General features: G+C 75.8%; 17 protein-coding genes and 1 pseudogene. 10 read left to right on the forward strand and 8 right to left on the reverse strand.

Translation table 11 applies throughout. The features are described from left to right. Positions 1 to 588: a TetR/AcrR family transcriptional regulator gene (locus LN037_RS22010; protein WP_230756901.1), complete on the reverse strand. Its 588-nt coding sequence runs from the start codon at positions 586 to 588 to the stop codon at positions 1 to 3. A gap of 116 nt (positions 589 to 704) precedes the next feature. Here LN037_RS22010 and LN037_RS22015 point away from each other — a divergent pair, with 116 nt between their 5' ends. Next, positions 705 to 1,565, forward strand: a complete 861-nt coding sequence (locus LN037_RS22015; protein WP_230756914.1) for an oxygenase MpaB family protein — start codon at positions 705 to 707, stop codon at positions 1,563 to 1,565. 44 nt (positions 1,566 to 1,609) lie between these two features. Beyond that, complete coding sequence (cobF, locus tag LN037_RS22020) at positions 1,610 to 2,371, forward strand: precorrin-6A synthase (deacetylating) (protein WP_230756917.1); 762 nt, start codon at positions 1,610 to 1,612, stop codon at positions 2,369 to 2,371. A 33-nt stretch (positions 2,372 to 2,404) separates the two neighbouring features. Here the strand turns inward: cobF and nicT are convergent. Then, positions 2,405 to 3,472 (reverse strand): annotated as a pseudogene (gene nicT, locus LN037_RS22025) (Nickel transporter NicT); the annotation flags it as partial. Positions 3,473 to 3,654: 182 nt separating this feature from the next. Beyond that, positions 3,655 to 4,389, reverse strand: coding sequence for an ankyrin repeat domain-containing protein (locus LN037_RS22030; protein ID WP_230756918.1), 735 nt, complete (start codon positions 4,387 to 4,389; stop codon positions 3,655 to 3,657). A gap of 72 nt (positions 4,390 to 4,461) precedes the next feature. On the opposite strand from LN037_RS22030, the gene LN037_RS22035 reads away from it, so the two are divergent. From LN037_RS22035 to LN037_RS22050, 4 genes are all read left to right on the forward strand, one after another. Then, a complete protein-coding gene (locus LN037_RS22035; protein ID WP_230756920.1) occupies positions 4,462 to 5,958 on the forward strand; it encodes an ABC transporter substrate-binding protein in 1,497 nt (498 codons plus the stop codon). A 14-nt stretch (positions 5,959 to 5,972) separates the two neighbouring features. Next, positions 5,973 to 6,914, forward strand: a complete 942-nt coding sequence (locus tag LN037_RS33795; RefSeq protein ID WP_230756922.1) for an ABC transporter permease — start codon at positions 5,973 to 5,975, stop codon at positions 6,912 to 6,914. Further along, positions 6,911 to 7,684, forward strand: coding sequence for an ABC transporter permease (locus LN037_RS22045; RefSeq protein ID WP_230756924.1), 774 nt, complete (start codon positions 6,911 to 6,913; stop codon positions 7,682 to 7,684). Before LN037_RS33795 ends, LN037_RS22045 begins: the two co-directional genes overlap by 4 nt. Before the next feature lie 140 nt (positions 7,685 to 7,824). Further along, the gene (locus LN037_RS22050; protein ID WP_230756926.1) at positions 7,825 to 8,652 is read left to right on the forward strand and encodes an amidohydrolase family protein; all 828 of its coding nucleotides are present in this window, start codon (positions 7,825 to 7,827) and stop codon (positions 8,650 to 8,652) included. 13 nt (positions 8,653 to 8,665) lie between these two features. On the opposite strand, the gene LN037_RS22055 is transcribed toward LN037_RS22050, so the two are convergent. From LN037_RS22055 to LN037_RS22065, 3 genes are all read right to left on the reverse strand, one after another. Next, positions 8,666 to 9,346 carry a zf-HC2 domain-containing protein gene (locus LN037_RS22055; RefSeq protein ID WP_230756928.1) on the reverse strand — a complete coding sequence of 227 codons (681 nt, stop codon included), beginning with the start codon at positions 9,344 to 9,346 and terminating at the stop codon, positions 8,666 to 8,668. Then, positions 9,343 to 9,903: a sigma-70 family RNA polymerase sigma factor gene (locus tag LN037_RS22060; protein WP_230756931.1), complete on the reverse strand. Its 561-nt coding sequence runs from the start codon at positions 9,901 to 9,903 to the stop codon at positions 9,343 to 9,345. The genes LN037_RS22055 and LN037_RS22060 overlap by 4 nt, the downstream gene beginning before the upstream one ends. Before the next feature lie 91 nt (positions 9,904 to 9,994). Then, positions 9,995 to 10,675, reverse strand: a complete 681-nt coding sequence (locus LN037_RS22065; protein WP_230756934.1) for a DUF5134 domain-containing protein — start codon at positions 10,673 to 10,675, stop codon at positions 9,995 to 9,997. On the opposite strand from LN037_RS22065, the gene LN037_RS22070 reads away from it, so the two are divergent. Continuing rightward, the gene (locus LN037_RS22070; protein ID WP_230756937.1) at positions 10,676 to 11,053 is read left to right on the forward strand and encodes a zf-HC2 domain-containing protein; all 378 of its coding nucleotides are present in this window, start codon (positions 10,676 to 10,678) and stop codon (positions 11,051 to 11,053) included. It abuts the gene before it with no gap. Positions 11,054 to 11,058: 5 nt separating this feature from the next. Here LN037_RS22070 and LN037_RS22075 read toward each other — a convergent pair whose 3' ends face one another. After that, entirely contained in the window at positions 11,059 to 11,847 is a 789-nt protein-coding gene (locus LN037_RS22075) for an LLM class flavin-dependent oxidoreductase (protein WP_230756940.1), read from the reverse strand. Positions 11,848 to 12,063: 216 nt separating this feature from the next. Here LN037_RS22075 and LN037_RS22080 point away from each other — a divergent pair, with 216 nt between their 5' ends. After that, complete coding sequence (locus tag LN037_RS22080) at positions 12,064 to 12,597, forward strand: hypothetical protein (RefSeq protein ID WP_230756942.1); 534 nt, start codon at positions 12,064 to 12,066, stop codon at positions 12,595 to 12,597. Here LN037_RS22080 and LN037_RS22085 read toward each other — a convergent pair whose 3' ends face one another. After that, positions 12,598 to 12,936, reverse strand: a complete 339-nt coding sequence (locus LN037_RS22085) for an ArsR/SmtB family transcription factor (RefSeq protein WP_230756945.1) — start codon at positions 12,934 to 12,936, stop codon at positions 12,598 to 12,600. Between the two features lie 80 nt (positions 12,937 to 13,016). Between LN037_RS22085 and LN037_RS22090 the strand changes: the two genes are divergently transcribed. Beyond that, positions 13,017 to 14,978 (forward strand): heavy metal translocating P-type ATPase, encoded by a 1,962-nt coding sequence (locus LN037_RS22090; protein WP_308286174.1) that lies wholly within the window; start codon positions 13,017 to 13,019, stop codon positions 14,976 to 14,978. Positions 14,979 to 15,155: 177 nt separating this feature from the next. After that, positions 15,156 to 16,418, forward strand: coding sequence for an MFS transporter (locus LN037_RS22095; protein ID WP_230756948.1), 1,263 nt, complete (start codon positions 15,156 to 15,158; stop codon positions 16,416 to 16,418). Positions 16,419 to 16,450 lie beyond the last annotated feature (32 nt).

Here is a 16,450-nt window from a genome sequence, read left to right on the forward strand (position 1 = left end):
TCAGCGTCGCGGACGCAGCGGCGCGCAGGCCGCGATGCCGACGGCCGCGAGGTGGGACACGAGGGCCTCGTCGGCGATCGGCAGGTCGTGCAGCGCCCGCCGGTCGACCACCTCGGTCACCCCGGCCACGAGCGTCAGCAGGGTGACGGCGGGGTCCTGCCCGCTGGCCGGATCGGCCGCGAGCTCGCCGGACAGGGCGGCCACGAACTCGTCGATCACCCCGTGCCGCCGCGACCGCAGCGTCGCGTGGGCGGGCGCCTCGGCCCACAGACGCGCCCAGCCGCGGTCCGCCGCGAGGGCGGTGAGCACGGACCGCACGACGACGCGGATGCGGTCCTCGAGCTCCGGCGGCGCGTCGGCGAGGGCGGTCCGCAGTGCGGTGCGCAGTGCGGCCGTGGCGTCGTCGAACACCGCGACGAGCAGGGCGTCGAGCCCGGAGAAGCTCTCGTAGAAGTAGCGCTTGGTCAGCTCCGCCCGGGTGCACACGCCGTCGACCGACAGGCCCGTCGAGCCCTGCTCGGCGATCAGCCCCCGCGTCGCGTCCAGGAGCCGCGTCCGGCGCGCGGCCGTGCGTTCGGCCGCGCTCACCCCGCGATGCGGTCGTGTCACACCCGGTGCCATCGGGAGCCATCTTGACACGGCTCCGTGTCCGGAGCAGGGTGCAAAGCTGACACGAAACCGTTCCTACTTTGTGCGGAGGCGGCATGCGTTGGGTCCTGGGCGCGACGGAGCGCCACCGGCTCACCACGCTCGACCCGGAGCGCGACCACACCGAGATCGCGCGGACGAGCCTGGAGACCCTGCACGGACACCGGGCGCTCGTGCTGGCGATGTTCACGGTGTCGTTCATGAAGCAGGTCGCCGTCCCGACCATGGGCCGCATCCTGTGGCGGCGGGGCACCGGCGACATCATCACGGACACCGCGGGTCGCAACGACGACACCATCGTCTTCTTCGGCCGCTTCCTCGAGCACGGCCCGGACTCCCCGGAGGGCATCCGGTGGATCGAGCGGCTCAACGCGATCCACGCGCACTTCCCGATCCGGGACGAGGACTCGCTCTACACCCTCGGCACGCTCGCCCTCGACCCCGAGCAGATCGCGGCCGGCCTCGGGGCCCGCCCCTTCACCCGGGTCGAGCTCGAGGGACAGTGGCGGTTCTGGCGGGCGGTGGCCGTCCGGCAGCACCTGCGGGACATCCCGGGCAGCCGGGAGGAGCTCCGCACGTGGATGCACCGGTACGAGGAGCAGGAGTTCGCGCCGAGCGAGGCCGGACGGGCGGTGGCGGACGCGCTCGTGGAGGACTTCTCGCGCCGGGTCCTGCCGGCGCCGCTGCGTCCCTTCGGGCCGGAGGTCCTGGCGGCGATCTCCCCGGAGAACCTCCGGGTCACGCACGGGCTGCCCCGACCCCGGCCGGCCGTCACCGCCGCCGTGCGGGCGGTCGGGCGGGCCTACCTCGACGGGGTCGCCGTGCGGCCGGTCCCGCGCGACCGCTCACTGGTCACCCTGTTCGACCGCCGCGGCGGCGCCTCCGGCCCCGACCGGCTCGGGTACCGCAGCGTCTGACCCGGGTCCGGGGCGGCCCGTCGTCGTGCGGTGGGATGGCGGGCATGCGCACCGTCCTCGTCGTCGGCATCGGAGCCGGCTCGCCCGGCCACCTCACGCTCGACGCCGTCGAGGCGCTCGCGTCGGTGGACGTCGTCCTGCTGCTGCACAAGCGCGGCGCCGCGGACGAGCTGACCGACGCGCGCACCGCGCTCGCCGAGCGCTTCGCCCCGCAGGCGCGGATCGTCCGTCGGCAGGACGCGCACCGCGAGCGCGGCACGACCGAGGAGGGCCGCTACCTGCAGACGACGCAGGAGTGGCGCGACGAGCGCCTCGCGCTCTACGAGGAGCTGATCGCCGGCGAGGTCCCCGACGGCGGGTCGGTCGCCCTGCTGGCCTGGGGGGACCCGGGCATCTACGACGGGACCGTCGACACCGTGGAGCGGATCGTCGAGCGCGGGAACGTCGACGTCGCGTGGACGGTGATCCCGGGGATCAGTGCCCCGGCGGCCCTGACCGCGGCGCACCGGGTGACGATGACCCGGACGGGACGACCCGCCGTCGTGACCCCCGCCCGGCAGGTCATCGCCGGCACCCCGGCCGAGCGTGCCGACCTCGTCGTCATGCTCGACGGGGCCGACCAGCACGGGGTCGACGCCCTGCCCGACGAGGCGACCGTCTACTGGGGCGCCTACCTGGGCACGCCCGACGAGACGCTGATCGGCGGGCGCCTCGGCGACGTGCGGGACGAGATCCTGTCGACCCGGGCCGAGCTGCGGGAGCGCAAGGGCTGGATCATGGACACCTACCTGGTCCGACGGGACTGAGACACTCCCCGTCGCCGCCGCTCGCCCCGCTCGCAGGCCCTGCTCCCAGCGCTCCTCCACCCGGCCGAACCGCCAGGTGGCGAGGGCGGCCGCCCAGGCGAGGACGAAGAGCCCGACGATCCAGAACCCGACGTCGTCGAGGGGCAGGGCAGCGAGCCGGGCGAGCGGTCCGTCGGTGATGCCGAGCTGGTCGACGACGATCGAGTTCAGCTCGATCAGGCCGACGACCAGCGCGACCACGACCGACAGCGACGTGATCGTGATGTTGTAGAAGACCTTGCGCACCGGGCGCATGAAGGCCCAGCCGTAGGCGAAGCACATGAACGCGCCGTCGAGCGCGTCGAAGAGGCTCATGCCCGCGGCGAAGAGGACCGGCAGGACGAGCACGGCCCACCAGGGCAGGGTCGCGGCCGCGGCGCCGCCCGCGAGGACGAGCAGCGAGACCTCGGTGGCGGTGTCGAAACCGAGCCCGAAGAGCACGCCCACCGGGTACATGTGGCCGGGCCGGCGCACCGCCCGCGTCACGCGGCCGAGGACGCGGTTCATGAAGCCGCGCTCGTCGAGGTGGCGCTCGAGCTCGGCCTCGTCGTAGTCGCCGTGGCGCATCCGCCGGAAGATCCGCACGATCCCGACCAGGACCACGAGGTTGATCACGCCGATCAGGATCAGGAAGACGCCGCTCACGGCGGTGCCGACCAGGCCGCCGACGACCTTCAGCGGGGAGTCGTCGTCGCCGATCTGGCCGGCGACGGCGCGCACGCCGAGTCCGAGCAGCAGGACGAGGACGAACACGATCGTCGAGTGGCCGAGGGAGAACCAGAACCCGACCGTCAAGGGCCGGGGCCGGCTCCCGTCCTCGCCCCGATCGGCCAGCAGCGCGCGGGTCGTGTTGTCGATCGCCGCGATGTGGTCGGCGTCGAAGGCGTGCCGCACGCCGAGGAGGTAGGCGGTCAGGCCCACCCCGAGGCCGAACACGCCCGCGTCGCCGAGGGCGTACCGGTTCGGCGCGATCACGATGGCGAGGACGCCCCAGCCGACGACGTGGAGCAGCAGCACGAACCCGGTCATCCCGGCGACGGAACGCTTCTCCGGCCACGACATCGCGAAGCGACGGGCGTGGGCGGGCGCGGTGGCGGTCACGGGACGGGAGGGTCGCCCGGTCGGGTCGCAGATGCAAGACGACTGCAGGTGGGCATGTCCGGCAATGACGCCCGGTGGGCGTCGGTGTCCGGAAATCCGCGGCCGCATCACCCGGTCGGCCCCTGCCCGACGGGCCAGTGACGTCAGCTGCCGAGATCGCGGGCCGAGCGTGCGCCCTGCGCCCGCAACCAGGCGACGAGGTCGTCGGCGCCCTCCTCCCGGGCGGCGTCGAGGGGCGTGCCGTCGGACCACGGCGGCACGTGGTCGGGGTCGGCGCCGGCGGCGAGGAGCAGTTCCGCGGTACTGCGGCGTCCGCCGTGGCAGGCGCCCCAGAGCGCGGCGCCGATCTCGTCGCCCGTCGCGCCGGCCGCGAGGGCGGCGTGGACCCGGTCGTCGAGGCCGAGCGTGGCGGCGTCGATCAGCGTCGTCGTCGCGCCGCGCTCGAGGAGGCGTCGGGCGGCCGCCCACTGCGCGAACCCCCGCGCGTCCGCGATCGGGGAGCCGCCGCCCAGGACGGCGCCGGGCGCCTCGATGTCCGCTCCCGCGTCGAGCAGCGCGTCGAGGGCCTCGACGTCGTCGCAGCTCGCGGCCCAGTGCAGCGGGGTCTCCTCGTGCGGGCCGGCGAAGCGGGCGTCGACGTCGGCACCGTGCTCGACGAGCAGCGCGATCGTCGCGGCGACCCGGGGGTGGTGTCCGGGCCAGTCGGTGGCCACGTGCAGGAGGGTGCGCGACGTCGGCTGCGGCGTCGACGCCTCGATCCGGTCCGCGGCGAGCCCGGGGTGCTCCTCCAGCAGCCGCCGGAGCGCGGTCAGGTCGCCGCGCCGCACGGCCTCGGTCGCCGCGACCGCGACCGGGTCGCCGGCGGGGATCGTCGTCACGCGGGCAGCGTCCCACGGGCGGGGGCGGGCCGATCACCAATACTTCACCACCTGCTGAGATGATCCTCGATCGTGAGAGCCCTCGCGCCGGTCGTCGTCGTCCTCGCCCTCCTGCTGTCCGCCTGCGGCGGGTCGCCCGCCGGGGAGGGCGGGACGGCCGTCGCCCTGCAGTTCCCGCCGCGCGCGGGCTACGCCTTCGACGCCGACGACGGCGGGTTGCTGACGAAGCTCGGGGTCGCCGAGCCGCTCGTGGCGCTCGACCCGCGCGGGAACCCGGTGCCGGGCCTCGCGACCTCCTGGGCCCAGGACGGCACCACGTGGCGGTTCGCGCTGCGCGAGGGCGTGCGGTTCCACGACGGTGCCGCACTCGACGCGAACGCCGTGGTCACGGCCCTGACCTACGTGCTCGGCCGCCCCGCCCCGCCGCGGGCGATCACCGACATCGGCCTGCAGGTCGCGGCCGACGGACCGATGACCGTCCGCGCCACCACGACCGCGCCCGACCCGGTCCTGCCCCTGCGGCTGAGCTCGGGGTCCACCTCGATCCTCTCGCCGGCGGCCTACCGGGGCGGCGGGCAGCCGTCGCCGGTGAACACGGCGACCGGGCCGCTGCGCATGACCGAGGCCCGCGGCACCGAGGGCGCGACGCTGGAGCGGTTCGACGGCTACTGGGGCGAGCGGGCGCGCTCCGCGCGCGTCGACGTCCGGTACGTGGGCGATCCGCAGACCCGCGAGCTGGCCCTGCGCTCGGGCGACGTCGGGTACACCGAGGGCCTGCCGGAGACCTCCCGGGCCGGGCTCCGGGCCGACCCGTCGGTGACCTTCAGCGAGTTCCCGTCGGCGCGCACGATCCTGCTGCAGCTCAACCAGTCCGCGGCGCCCTTCGCCGACGTGCGCGTGCGGCGCGCGGTGACCGCCGCGCTCGACCGGAACGTCCTCGCGCAGGCCCTCGGCGGGGCCGCCGCGCCGGCGTCCGACCTGTTCGGGCCCGCCGTGCCCTACGGGTCGACGCAGGCCCCGCCGCCCGCCGACGTGCCGGCGGCCCGCGCCCTGCTCGCCGAGGCCGGGCACGGCCCGCAGAACCCGCTGCGCGTGCGCCTCTGGACCTTCCCCAATCGCCCGGAGCTGCCGGTCCTCGCCCAGGCGATCGCCGCGCAGTTGCAGGCTGCGGGCATCACCACCGACATCACGGTGGGGGAGTACGACGCGCAGGAGCCCGAGGTCCTCGCGGGTCGCTATGACATGTTCCTGAACTCGCGCAGCTACCTGTCCGACTACCCGGACGCCGCGAGCACGCTGACCTCGGACTACACCTCCGGCGGCGCCTACGCGATCGACCGGTACCGCTCGCCCGCCTTCGACGCCCTGATGGCGCAGCTGGGCGCCGTGACCGACACGGACGCGCGGGCGCGCATCTACCGACAGGCGGCGGCGATGCTGGTCACCGACGCCGTGGGCGTGCCGATCGTCCACCCGCGCAACACCGCCGTGGAGAAGGGCGTGACCGGCTTCGTCGCCGACCCGCTGGACCTCCGGCCCGTGCTCCCGGCCCTCGCCCCGGCCGGGTGACCGGACTCCTCCCGGTGGCTCACCCCGTCGCGGCGCTCGCCCTGAGGCGCCTGGCGCTCGTCCCGCCGGTCCTGCTCGTCGCGTCGGCGGTCGTGTTCTGCCTGCCGCGGCTGCTCGGCGGGAACGTCACGCGCTCGGTGATCCGGTCGCGCAGTCTCGCCTCGGCGCCCGACCCGGCCGCCGAGGCGCGGCTGGCCGCCGAGCTCGGCCTGGACCGGCCGCTGCGCGAGCAGTACCTCGCCTGGCTCGCCGGGGCGCTGCGCGGCGACCTCGGGCGGTCCTTCACGACGAGGGCGCCGGTCGCGCCGGACGTCCTCGGCGCGACCGGGGTCTCGGGGGTGCTCGCGCTGCTCGCGCTGGCGGTGGCCCTGGCCGTCGGTCTCCCGGCCGGGGTGCTGGCGGCCGACCGGCCGGGGCGGGTCGTCGACCGGGCCGTCGACCGGGTCGGCGCGGTCGCGCTCGCGGTCCCCGAGTTCGTGGTGGGGCCGGCCCTCGTGCTGGTGGTCGCGGTGTGGGCCGGGTGGTTGCCCGCGCTCGGCTGGGGCACGGCGGACCGCGCGGTGCTGCCCGTGCTGACGCTCGCGCTCTTCCCGGCCGCGCTCGCCGCCCGCCTGGTCCGCGCCGAGACGCGGGTCGCCCTGGCGCACCCGTCGACCGCGACCGCGGTGGCCAAGGGACTGTCCCGACGACGGGTGCTCGGGGTCCACGTGCTCCCGCGCTCGCTGACCGCGGTGCTGGCCGAGGCCGGGCCGTTCCTGACCGGCACGCTCGGCGGGGCCGTGGTGGTCGAGGTCGTGTTCGACGTCCCCGGGCTCGGCCGGACGCTCGCGGAGGCCATCGGCTCGCGGGACCTGCCGACGATCCAGGCGGGGCTCGTCGTCGTGCTCGCCGTGGCGATGCTCCTGACCCTCGCGACCGAGCTCGCGGGCCGGGCGCTGGACCCGAGGTCGCGGTGAGGGTCCTGCTCGTCGTCGTGGTCGCGGCGCTCGGTGTGGTCGAGTGGCCCACGGACGCGACGGACGTCGCGAACCGGCTCGACCCGCCGTCGGGACGGCACCTGCTGGGGACCGACCAGCTGGGCCGGGACGTGCTGGCGCGGGTGCTGGGCGGCATCCGGTGGACGGTCGGGCTCGGGTTCGGCGCGGCCGTCGTCAGCCTCGTGATCGGGGTCGGGGTCGGGCTGCTGACGGGGTGGCTGGACGGGACGCGGGCGCGGATCGTGGGGACGCTCGTGCAGTCGGTGGTCGACCTCGTCGTCGCCGTGCCGACGCTGCTGGTGGGGCTGGTCGTGGCGGCGCTCCTCGGGCCGGGGCTGACGCCCGCGGTGCTCGCGCTCGTGGTCCTGGGGTGGGCGCCGTTCGCGCGGCTGGCGCACCGGCTCACCGTCGCGGCGCGGGCCGAGGGCTGGGTGCTGGCGGCACGCTCGCTCGGGGCCGGACCGACGTGGATCCTGCGGGTGCACGTGCTGCCCGCGATCGCCGAGCCGCTCCGCGCGGCGTTCACCGCCCGCTTCGTGGGCGCGATGCTGACGCTCGCGGGCCTGTCGTTCCTGGGGCTGGGGGTGCAGCCGCCGACCCCGGAGTGGGGCGCCATGCTCGCCGAGGGGCGGACGGCCGTGTTCTCGGCGCCGTGGCTCGTGGTGGCGCCGGCCGGGGCGTTGGTGCTGGTGGCCGGACTGGTCAGCCGACCTCGCCGCGTCGTCGGGCCCGGATCAGCCGGGCGATGAGCAGCGGCGCCCCGGAGACCGCCGTGACCACCCCGACCGGCCACACCGGCACCGGCCGAGCCGGGCCGTGACCGGCCGGACGAAACACGGCGTCATCCGGACGCAGCCATCGGGAAACACGCGCTTGCCAGGGTCGACGCGTGCCCGAACTCCCCGTCGCCGACGCCCACCGCCATCTCGGCGTGCTGCCCTCCTACCCGTTCTACGGCGGCCCGCCCGTCAATCCGGACATCGGCGCGCGGGAGACGATCGACCAGCTGCGCGAGGACCTCGACGCGGAGGGGACCGAGCTCGCCGTCGTCATCCCGAACTACGGCGTGCCCGACCCCGGTCCGTCGTTCGCGCTGAACGAGCTCGTGCTCGAGGCGGCGGCCAAGGACGACCGCCTCCGGGCCGGTATCTGGGCCTCGCCCCGCCCGCAGGACGCGGCCGAGACCGCGAAGGCGCTCGAGCTGGCCGCCGAGGACCCGGTCCGTGTCATCAAGATCAGTTTCCTGCTCGGCGGGTCCGCGACGGACCCGGCGTGCAGTCCGCAGCTCGACGCGATCTTCGAGACCGCCCGGCGCCACGACCGCGTGGTCCACGTCCACACCTCGCCCGGTGCGGCCTCCGACATCGACCAGGTCGGCGAGCTGGTCGAGCGCTACGCCGACGACGTGAAGCTGCACCTGGTGCACCTCGGCGGCGGGATGAGTGGCCACATCAAGCTGGTCGGCGGCCGGTTCTTCGAGTGGATCGCGGCCGGCAAGCAGGTCTACACCGACACCAGCTGGGCCATCGGGTTCGCCCCGCGGTGGCTCGCCGCCGAGATCGAGCGCCGGGGGACCGGGCACGACCGCGTGCTGTTCGCGAGCGACGAGCCCTGGGGCGACCGGATCGGCGAGCTGGTGCGCCTGCAGGCCGCCATGGGCGACGGCGAGCTGGGCCGGCTCACGCTCGCGGAGAACGCGCGGGCGCTCTACGCGTGACGGGGAGAGGCCGTCAGGCCGCGTCCTGCCGGCGGGCGTCCTCGGGGAGACGCTCCCGGCCGTCGGGGGCGCGCGACGGCGGCCGGTCCGCCGCCGGACGCGGAGCGGGAGCGGGCCGGCGGCCCAGGTGGAGCGCCAGCACGAACCCCACGACGACGAGGCCGTGCGCGAGGATGCGGGCGGGCTCGACCCGGCCGGCGAGCAGGTCGACGGCGCTGAGCGTGCCGAGCACGAGGATGAACGCCCCGAGCACCGGCAGCAGCCCCGCGACGTGCCGGACCCACCGCGCGCCCGCGAGGAAGGCGACCCCGAGGGCGAGGTTCCACGCCGCGGACTCGTGGCCCATGTGCGCCACGTCCGCACCGAGCATGGCGGCGTCCCCGTGTCCGGTGGTGCCGGTCAGCGCGAGGACCCCGAGGACCAGCTGCGCGACCCCGACCGCCGCGAGACCGACCCGGGCCGCCCACGGGCCGACGCGGCGGCGGGGTGCGGCCGGGAGCACGAGCGCGACGAGGTCGGGTCCCGGGTCGGCGGGGGCGGTACGTGCCGAGCGCGTGACCACGACGGCGCCCTCCCGCCAGGCCCGGCACCCGGGGCAGGTCCCGAGGTGGGCCTCGACGGCGGCGCGGCCGTCGGCGTCGCTCTCGCCGTCGAGGTCGGCCGAGATCTCCTCGCGGCAGTCCTCGCAGGTCATCCCCGGGTCTCCCGCACGGCGGCGCCCGGCGCCGCGCCGAGCGCCTCGACGAGATCCGCCCGGGCCCGGGCGACGCGTGAGCGGATCGTGCCGATCGGGCAGTCGCACACCGCTGCGGCCTCCGCGTACCCGAGGCCCACGACCTGGGTGAGGACGAAGGCCTCGCGGCGGTCGGGGTCGAGGGCGTCCACCGCGGCGCGCAGCACCACGCCCTCGGCGACGTCGCCGTGGCGCGGCCGCCCGAGCGGTTCGTCGGCGTCGTGCAGCTCCATGGGCGTGGCGGGTCGGCGGGCGGTGCGCCGGAGGTGGTCGGCGGCGACCCGTCGGGCGATCGAGAGCAGCCAGGTCCGGGCCGGTGCCTCGCCGCGGAAGGAGGGCAGCGAGCGGAAGGCCCGCTCGTAGGTCTCCTGCGCGAGGTCCTGGGCGACGCCGCGGTCCGAGAGATGGGTCAGCAGCCGCCAGACCTGCTGCTGGGTGAGCTCGACGAAGCGCGCGGCCGCGGCCCGGTCGCCGTCCCGGGCGAGCTCGGCGGCCCGGGTCACGGCGGCGTCGTCCACGCCCCGCACGGTAGCCCCGTGCTCCCGGGCGACGCCGTGAGCACCCTCGCACGGTCGCCCGGGAACTCCCGGGCCGTCCCCGGCGACCCCGTCACATCACGAGGAGCATGACCGCCATGCCCGCGCTCATCACGAGGTGACAGCCGGCGTCCAGGCGCGGTCCGACCGCCGCACGCACGGTCGCGACCGACGGTCGGGTCGCCAGCGCGACCCGGCCCGGCCCGTCGTCGGGGACCGCCGGCGCGGGGCCGCAGCCCCCGCCGGGGACCCGCCGCACGACCCGGACCAGCCAGAACGCCAGGGCCGCCAGCGAGACGACGGCGAGGATCTCGGTCACCCCGGTGACCCAGCCGGGCGGGCCGCCCACCGCCGCCCCACCGCCGTGGTGGTGGCCCCCGGAGGCGCCGTCCGGGGCGCCCATCAGTGCGGGCATCGCCGCGACCATCCACGCCATCGCCGCGCACATCGCCGCGTGGTAGCCCTCGACGTGGCGCTCGTGCCCCGCCGGCGGCCACACGATCCGTCGCACGAACCACACCGTCAGCACCGCGAAGACGACGATCTGGAGGGCCCCGCCCGGGCTGGACGGGGCGCCGGTGAGACCCCACGTCATGGCGAGCATCGCGAGGCTCATCAGCAGGTGCGCCAGCTCCCCGACCCGGCTGCCGCCGCGGTCGCCGGTGGCGAGCAGTGCGACCAGGCGCACGAGCGAGTAGCCCGCGGTGGCGAGGAAGGCGACCGTGAACAGCAGGGTCAGGGCGGGGGAGAACACGTGAGCACAGTCGTCGCGCGGCTCCCGCGGGTTCCCGGGAACTCCGGCGGCGCCGGCGACGACCTGACCGTCGTGGACTGCGAGCGATGTCGTGAGGCGATCTCCGCCGGTCTCGACGGCGAGGCGGGGGTGCGGGAGACCGCGCGGGCCGAGGCGCACCTCGCCGGGTGCGCGGCCTGCCGGACGTGGGCGCAGCTGGCCGCCGTCGTCACGCGACGGGTGCGGACCCGACCGGCCGACCCCGCGCCCGACCTCGTCTCCGTGCTCTTCGGCCCCGACCCGACCGGGCACCTGCGGCCGGCCTGCGGGTGCGCCGCGAGCTGCGGCTGCGGCTGCCAGCAGGGCCTCGCCTGCCGGTGCGCCCCACGGGTGGCCTGACCGACTCAGCGCAGCCCCGGCACCCGGCGCAGCGCGGCGGCGATCCCGGCGACCGTGCGCCGGTGCGCCTCGAACGGCGCCCGGGCCGGCTGGGTCTGCACGACGAGCATCGTCGCCCACGCGCGGGCGGGGTCGGTGTCCCAGCGCGCGAGGGCGTCCGCCGGGTCCTCGTCGACGCCCACGGTCCGCGACACCGCCACGCGCGGGGCGTCCATCCGGGAGCGGGTCCAGTACCGGCCGAGCTCGCCCTCCATGCCGGGCCGACCCGAGATCAGCCCGATCCCGCGGGCGGCCGCGGCGTCGACGCCGGCGCGCGACGACGTCGCCCACCAGAGCCGACGTCGCAGCGACGCCGCCGCCGGGACCAGCGCGTCGCCGCCGAGCAGGTCGCACAGCGCGTCCGCCACCGCGCCGCAGTCGTCGTGCCGCCACCCGTGGTCGCGCCCGAACGCCGCGGCCGCCCGGGCGTCGGCGCCCGCCCCGATCCCGAGCTCCAGCCGACCACCGGAGAGGACGTCGAGCGTGGCCGCGTCCTCGGCGAGCCGCCGCGGGTCCTCCAGCGGCGCGGCGACGACCGCGGTGCCCAGCCGCAGGGTCGTCGTCCGCGCGGCGACGGCCGCGAGCAGCACGAGCGGGGAGGGCAGCAGCCCCTCGAGCGCCCCGCCGTGGTGCTGGGCCACCCAGAACGTGTCGACGCCGTGCGCCTCCGCCGTCACCGCCAGCTCCACGGTCTCGCGGAACACCTCGCGGACCGGCCGGTCGCCCGCCACGTGCGTCAGGTAGCCGAGCTCCACGTGGCAGAACGTAGCCAGGCGGTCGCGTGGCGTGATGGTCGGGGCTGCGGCGACATCCCACGTGTCGGTCGGGCGCAGGGTCGGGTACGACCGCGCACGGGTCGGGATGTCGGCCCGCCGGAGCCTTCTGTTTCGGTTCACCGAAACCAGGGTGCCCAACGATCGAAATCCCTGTTTAGGATGGCCCCCGACCACTTCCGACGGACGGAGTCCACGGTGACCGAGCGCCTCACGCGGGGAGCCCACCCCGGCGCGGAGTCGGGGACCTGTCTCATGGAGCAGGTCGCCCTGACGGCGGGCGAGCCGTTCTCCGACCGTCCCCGCTGCACCGCGCCGGCGCTCGCGGCGCTGGCCCAGCAGGTCAACGACCGCGTCTCGGACGCCGCGCGGGACCGGCTCCTGCCGCTGGTCCCCGCCCTGGCTGCGGCGGGCAGCTGCGATCCGCGCGCCGCGTGGGAGCTCGTCGCCGTGTGCGCCCGGGCCGCCCTCGCCGTGCAGCCCGACGACGCGCTCGCCGGCCGGCTGCTGGCCCGGGCCGCGCGGGCGCAGCGCCGCTGGAGCCGGGTGCGGCTCGACGGCACCGCCGGGTACGTCGTCGGCCTCCGGGTCCTGCCGCACCTCACGGCCGCGTTCCACCGCGCCGCGGTGCTCGCGGGACCGGTGGGCTCGCCGGAGCGCGACGACCGGCTGGTCGCCCTGCTCCACGACGCCGTCGGCGTCCCCGCGCCCGAGGTCGCCGCGCTCGCCTGATCAGGGGTCGGTCCGACCCGACGTCAGGTGCTCGACGTGGAAGACGGCCTCGTCGAGCAACTGGGCCACGTGGTCGTCGTGCAGCCGGTAGCGGATCTGGCGTCCGACCCGCTCGCCGACCACGAGCCCGAGGTGGCGCAGCACCCGCAGCTGGTGCGACACCGCCGACTGCTCCATGCCGACGTCGGAGACCAGCTCGCCCACCGTGCGCGGCTCGTCGCGCAGGCGCAGCAACAGGTGGACCCGGCTCGGCGTCGACAACGCGTGCATGGTGCGGGCGACGGCGTCGACGGCGTCGTTCGACAGCGTCGGGGTGCTGCCGTCGGTCCCGTGCCCCATGGCCCGGGAGCCTACTCACCTCAGCGGTTGGTCAGGCATGAAAGTATGAACCAGCGTTCATCTGTGTGTACCGTGTCGGCGTGACCGCTCTCGACGCCCGTCCCGTCACGACCCCGGACCGCGCCCCCCGGCGTGCGCTCCTGCTGCGCCTGCCCGAGGCGCGGTGGGCCGGCCTCGCCCTCGCCGCGTTCGCCGTCGGTGGGCTGCTGGTGCTCGTCGGCGCCCCGGCCTGGACCTGGGGCCCGGTCCTCGCGCTCTGCTACGCGGCCGGCGGGTGGGAGCCCGCCCTCGAGGGACTGCGCGCCCTGCGCGAGCGGCGGCTCGACGTCGACCTGCTGATGGTCGTCGCGGCGCTCGGCGCGGCCGCGATCGGCCAGGTGGTCGACGGCGCGCTGCTCATCGTCATCTTCGCGACGTCGGGTGCCCTCGAGGCCTGGGCCACGGCCCGGACCGAGGAGTCGGTGGGCGGGCTGCTCGACCTCGCGCCGACCCGCGCGACGCGACTCGTCGACGGCGGGGCCGGTGCCGAGGAGGAGGTCCGCGCCGAGGACCTGGAGGTCGACGACGTCGTCCTGGTCCGGCCCGGCGACGGGATCCCCGCCGACGGCGTCGTCGTCGACGGGGCGGCGGAGGTCGACCGGTCGAGCATCACGGGGGAGCCGCTGCCCGTCCCCGCCCGCACCGGGAGCGAGGTCTACGCGGGGACGGTCGCGGCCGGCGGCGCGCTGCGGGTGCGCGTGACCCGCCCCGCCGCCGAGTCGGTCGTGGCCCGGATCGCGGAGCTCGTCGAGGAGGCGTCGCGGACGAAGGCGCGCACCCAGCTGTTCATCGAGAAGGTCGAGCAGCGCTACTCGATCGGCCTCGTCGTCGCCACCCTCGCGATCTTCGCGGTCCCGCTCGCCCTCGGTACGACCCTCGACGACGCCCTGCTCCGGGCCATGACGTTCATGATCGTCGCCTCGCCGTGCGCCCTCGTGCTCGCGACGATGCCGCCCCTGCTCGCCGCGGTGGCCAACGCCGGGCGGCGCGGCCTGCTGGTGCGGTCGGCGCAGGTGATGGAACGCCTCGGGGCGGTCGACGCGGTCGTGCTGGACAAGACCGGGACCGTCACGGTGGGCGCCCCCCGCGTCGTCGGGGAGCCCGCCGCCGAGGTGCTCGCCCTCGCGGCCGCCGTCGAGGTTCGCAGCGAGCACCCGCTCGGGCGGGCCGTCGTCGCGGCGGCACGGGGCCGTGGGCTCGCCGTCGCGGAGGTCGTCGACTTCGTCGCCGAGCCCGGTGTGGGCGTGCGCGGCACGGTGGGCGGCCGGCGGATCGGGGTGGGGCGGGCCGCCTCCCCGTCGCGCGAGGGGAACATCCGCCCTCCCCGGCCGCACGAGGGGTCCCCTCACGAGGGTGGGGCGGGCGAATCCTCCCCTCACGAGCACGCCGACGACGCCGCGATCACGTGGGTGGACGTGACCGACCTCGACACCGGCCGCGTGCTGGGCACCCTCGGGATCGCCGACGCCCTCCGGGATGACGCCGCCGCGACCGTCGCCGACCTGACCGCCCGCACCGCCGTCCCGCCGGTCCTCGCCACCGGTGACCGGGCGCGCGCCGCCGGGGTCGTGGCCGGGCGGCTCGGGGTGACCGACGTCCGGGCCGACCTGCTGCCCGAGGACAAGGTGACCGTCGTGGAGGAGCTGCGGGCCGACGGGCGCACCGTCGCGGTGGTCGGGGACGGCGTCAACGACGCCCCGGCGCTCGCCCGCGCCGACGTCGGGGTGGCGATGGGGAGCCGCGAACTGACGGTGCGGGCCGCCGACGTCGTGGTGCTCGGCGACGACCTGCGACGCCTGCCCTGGCTGCTCGACCTGGGCCGGCGCGCCCGACGCACCGTGGTCGCGAACCTGGTCGTCGCGGGGACGATCATCGTGGGCCTGGTGACGTGGGACCTCGTCGGGCACCTGCCGCTGGCCCTCGGGGTGGCCGGCCACGAGGGGTCGACGATGCTCGTGGCGCTCAACGGGCTGCGGCTGCTCCGGGGGCCGCGTCGTCCCTGACGTTCTTCATGAGCGGGACGCGCCGTGTCGCGTCTGTAGTCTGTGATACAGATCCCTGCCCGATTCCTCCCGATACTGCGCGTGACAGCACGCTTGACCGGGAGGGACCCGTTGACCACTTCGGACCACACGTCATTACCGAGCGCGCCGCCGATGCGCCGCATCGCGCTCGCGAGCATGACGGGCACCGTCATCGAGTTCTACGACTTCTTCATCTACGGCACGGCCGCCGCGCTCGTCTTCAACAAGGTGTTCTTCCCGGAGCTCGGAGCGGCCGCCGGGACCGCGCTGGCGCTCGCGACCTTCGGCGTCGCGTTCGTCGCGCGGCCCTTCGGCTCGGTCCTGTTCGGTCACTACGGTGACAAGCTCGGCCGCAAGCGCACGCTGGTCACCACGCTGCTGCTCATGGGTCTGTCGACCCTCGCGATCGGCCTGCTGCCCTCGACGGGCGTCATCGGCTGGGTGGCCCCCGCGCTGCTCGTGCTGCTGCGCATCCTGCAGGGCCTCGCGGTCGGCGGCGAGTGGGCCGGCGCCACGCTGCTCACCGCCGAGAACGCCCCGGCGAAGGTCCGCGGCAAGTACGCGCTCTACCCGCAGCTCGGCCCGTCGGTCGCGTTCGCCCTCGCCAGCGCCACCTTCCTGACGACCGCGCTGACGATGTCGAACGAGGCCTTCCTCGCCTGGGGCTGGCGCATCCCGTTCATCGGCAGCGTCGTCCTCGTCGCCCTCGGCCTCTACGTGCGCCTGGCGATCACCGAGACCGCCGCGTTCGCGAAGCGCAACGAGGCCCAGGTCGCGAAGAAGCTGCCGGTGGCCGACGTGCTCACCCGCCAGCCGAAGGAGGTCCTCCTCGGGGCCGGCTCGACGATGGCCGTGTTCGCCTTCTTCTACATCGGCGTCACCTACCTGACGAGCTACGGCACCCAGCAGCTCGGCCTGCCCCGCCCGACCGTCCTGGCCATGGGCATCGTCGGCGGCCTCGTGTTCGCCGGGACCACGATCGCCGGCGCGATCCTGTCCGACCGGGTCGGCCGCCGGAAGATGGTGATCATCGGCAACGCCGTGTCGGTGGTCGGCGGTCTCATCGCGTTCCCGATCATCGACCTGGGCACCGCGGCCTCGTTCGGCCTCGGCCTCGCCATCGTGCTCGGCGTCGTCGGCATCGCCTACGGCCCGATCGGCGCCCAGCTGCCGGAGCTCTTCCCGACCCGCTACCGCTACACCGGCGCCGGGATGGCCTACAACCTGGCCGGCGTCCTGGGCGGCGGCGTCGTCCCGCTGATCGCCACCGCCCTCGTCGCGACCTACGCGTCGAGCATGGCGATCGGGTTCCTGCTCGCCGGTCTCTCGGTGATCAGCCTGGCGTGCACGCTGCTGCTGCCCGACTCGGCCGACGAGACCATCAGCGCCGAGGCCCCCGCCCCGGTCGCGGCGGCCTGAACCTGGAAAGCGGTGGTCGTGCACGACTAATC

Origin of the sequence: Actinomycetospora soli (assembly GCF_021026295.1) — a bacterium.
Lineage (GTDB): Bacteria > Actinomycetota > Actinomycetes > Mycobacteriales > Pseudonocardiaceae > Actinomycetospora > Actinomycetospora soli.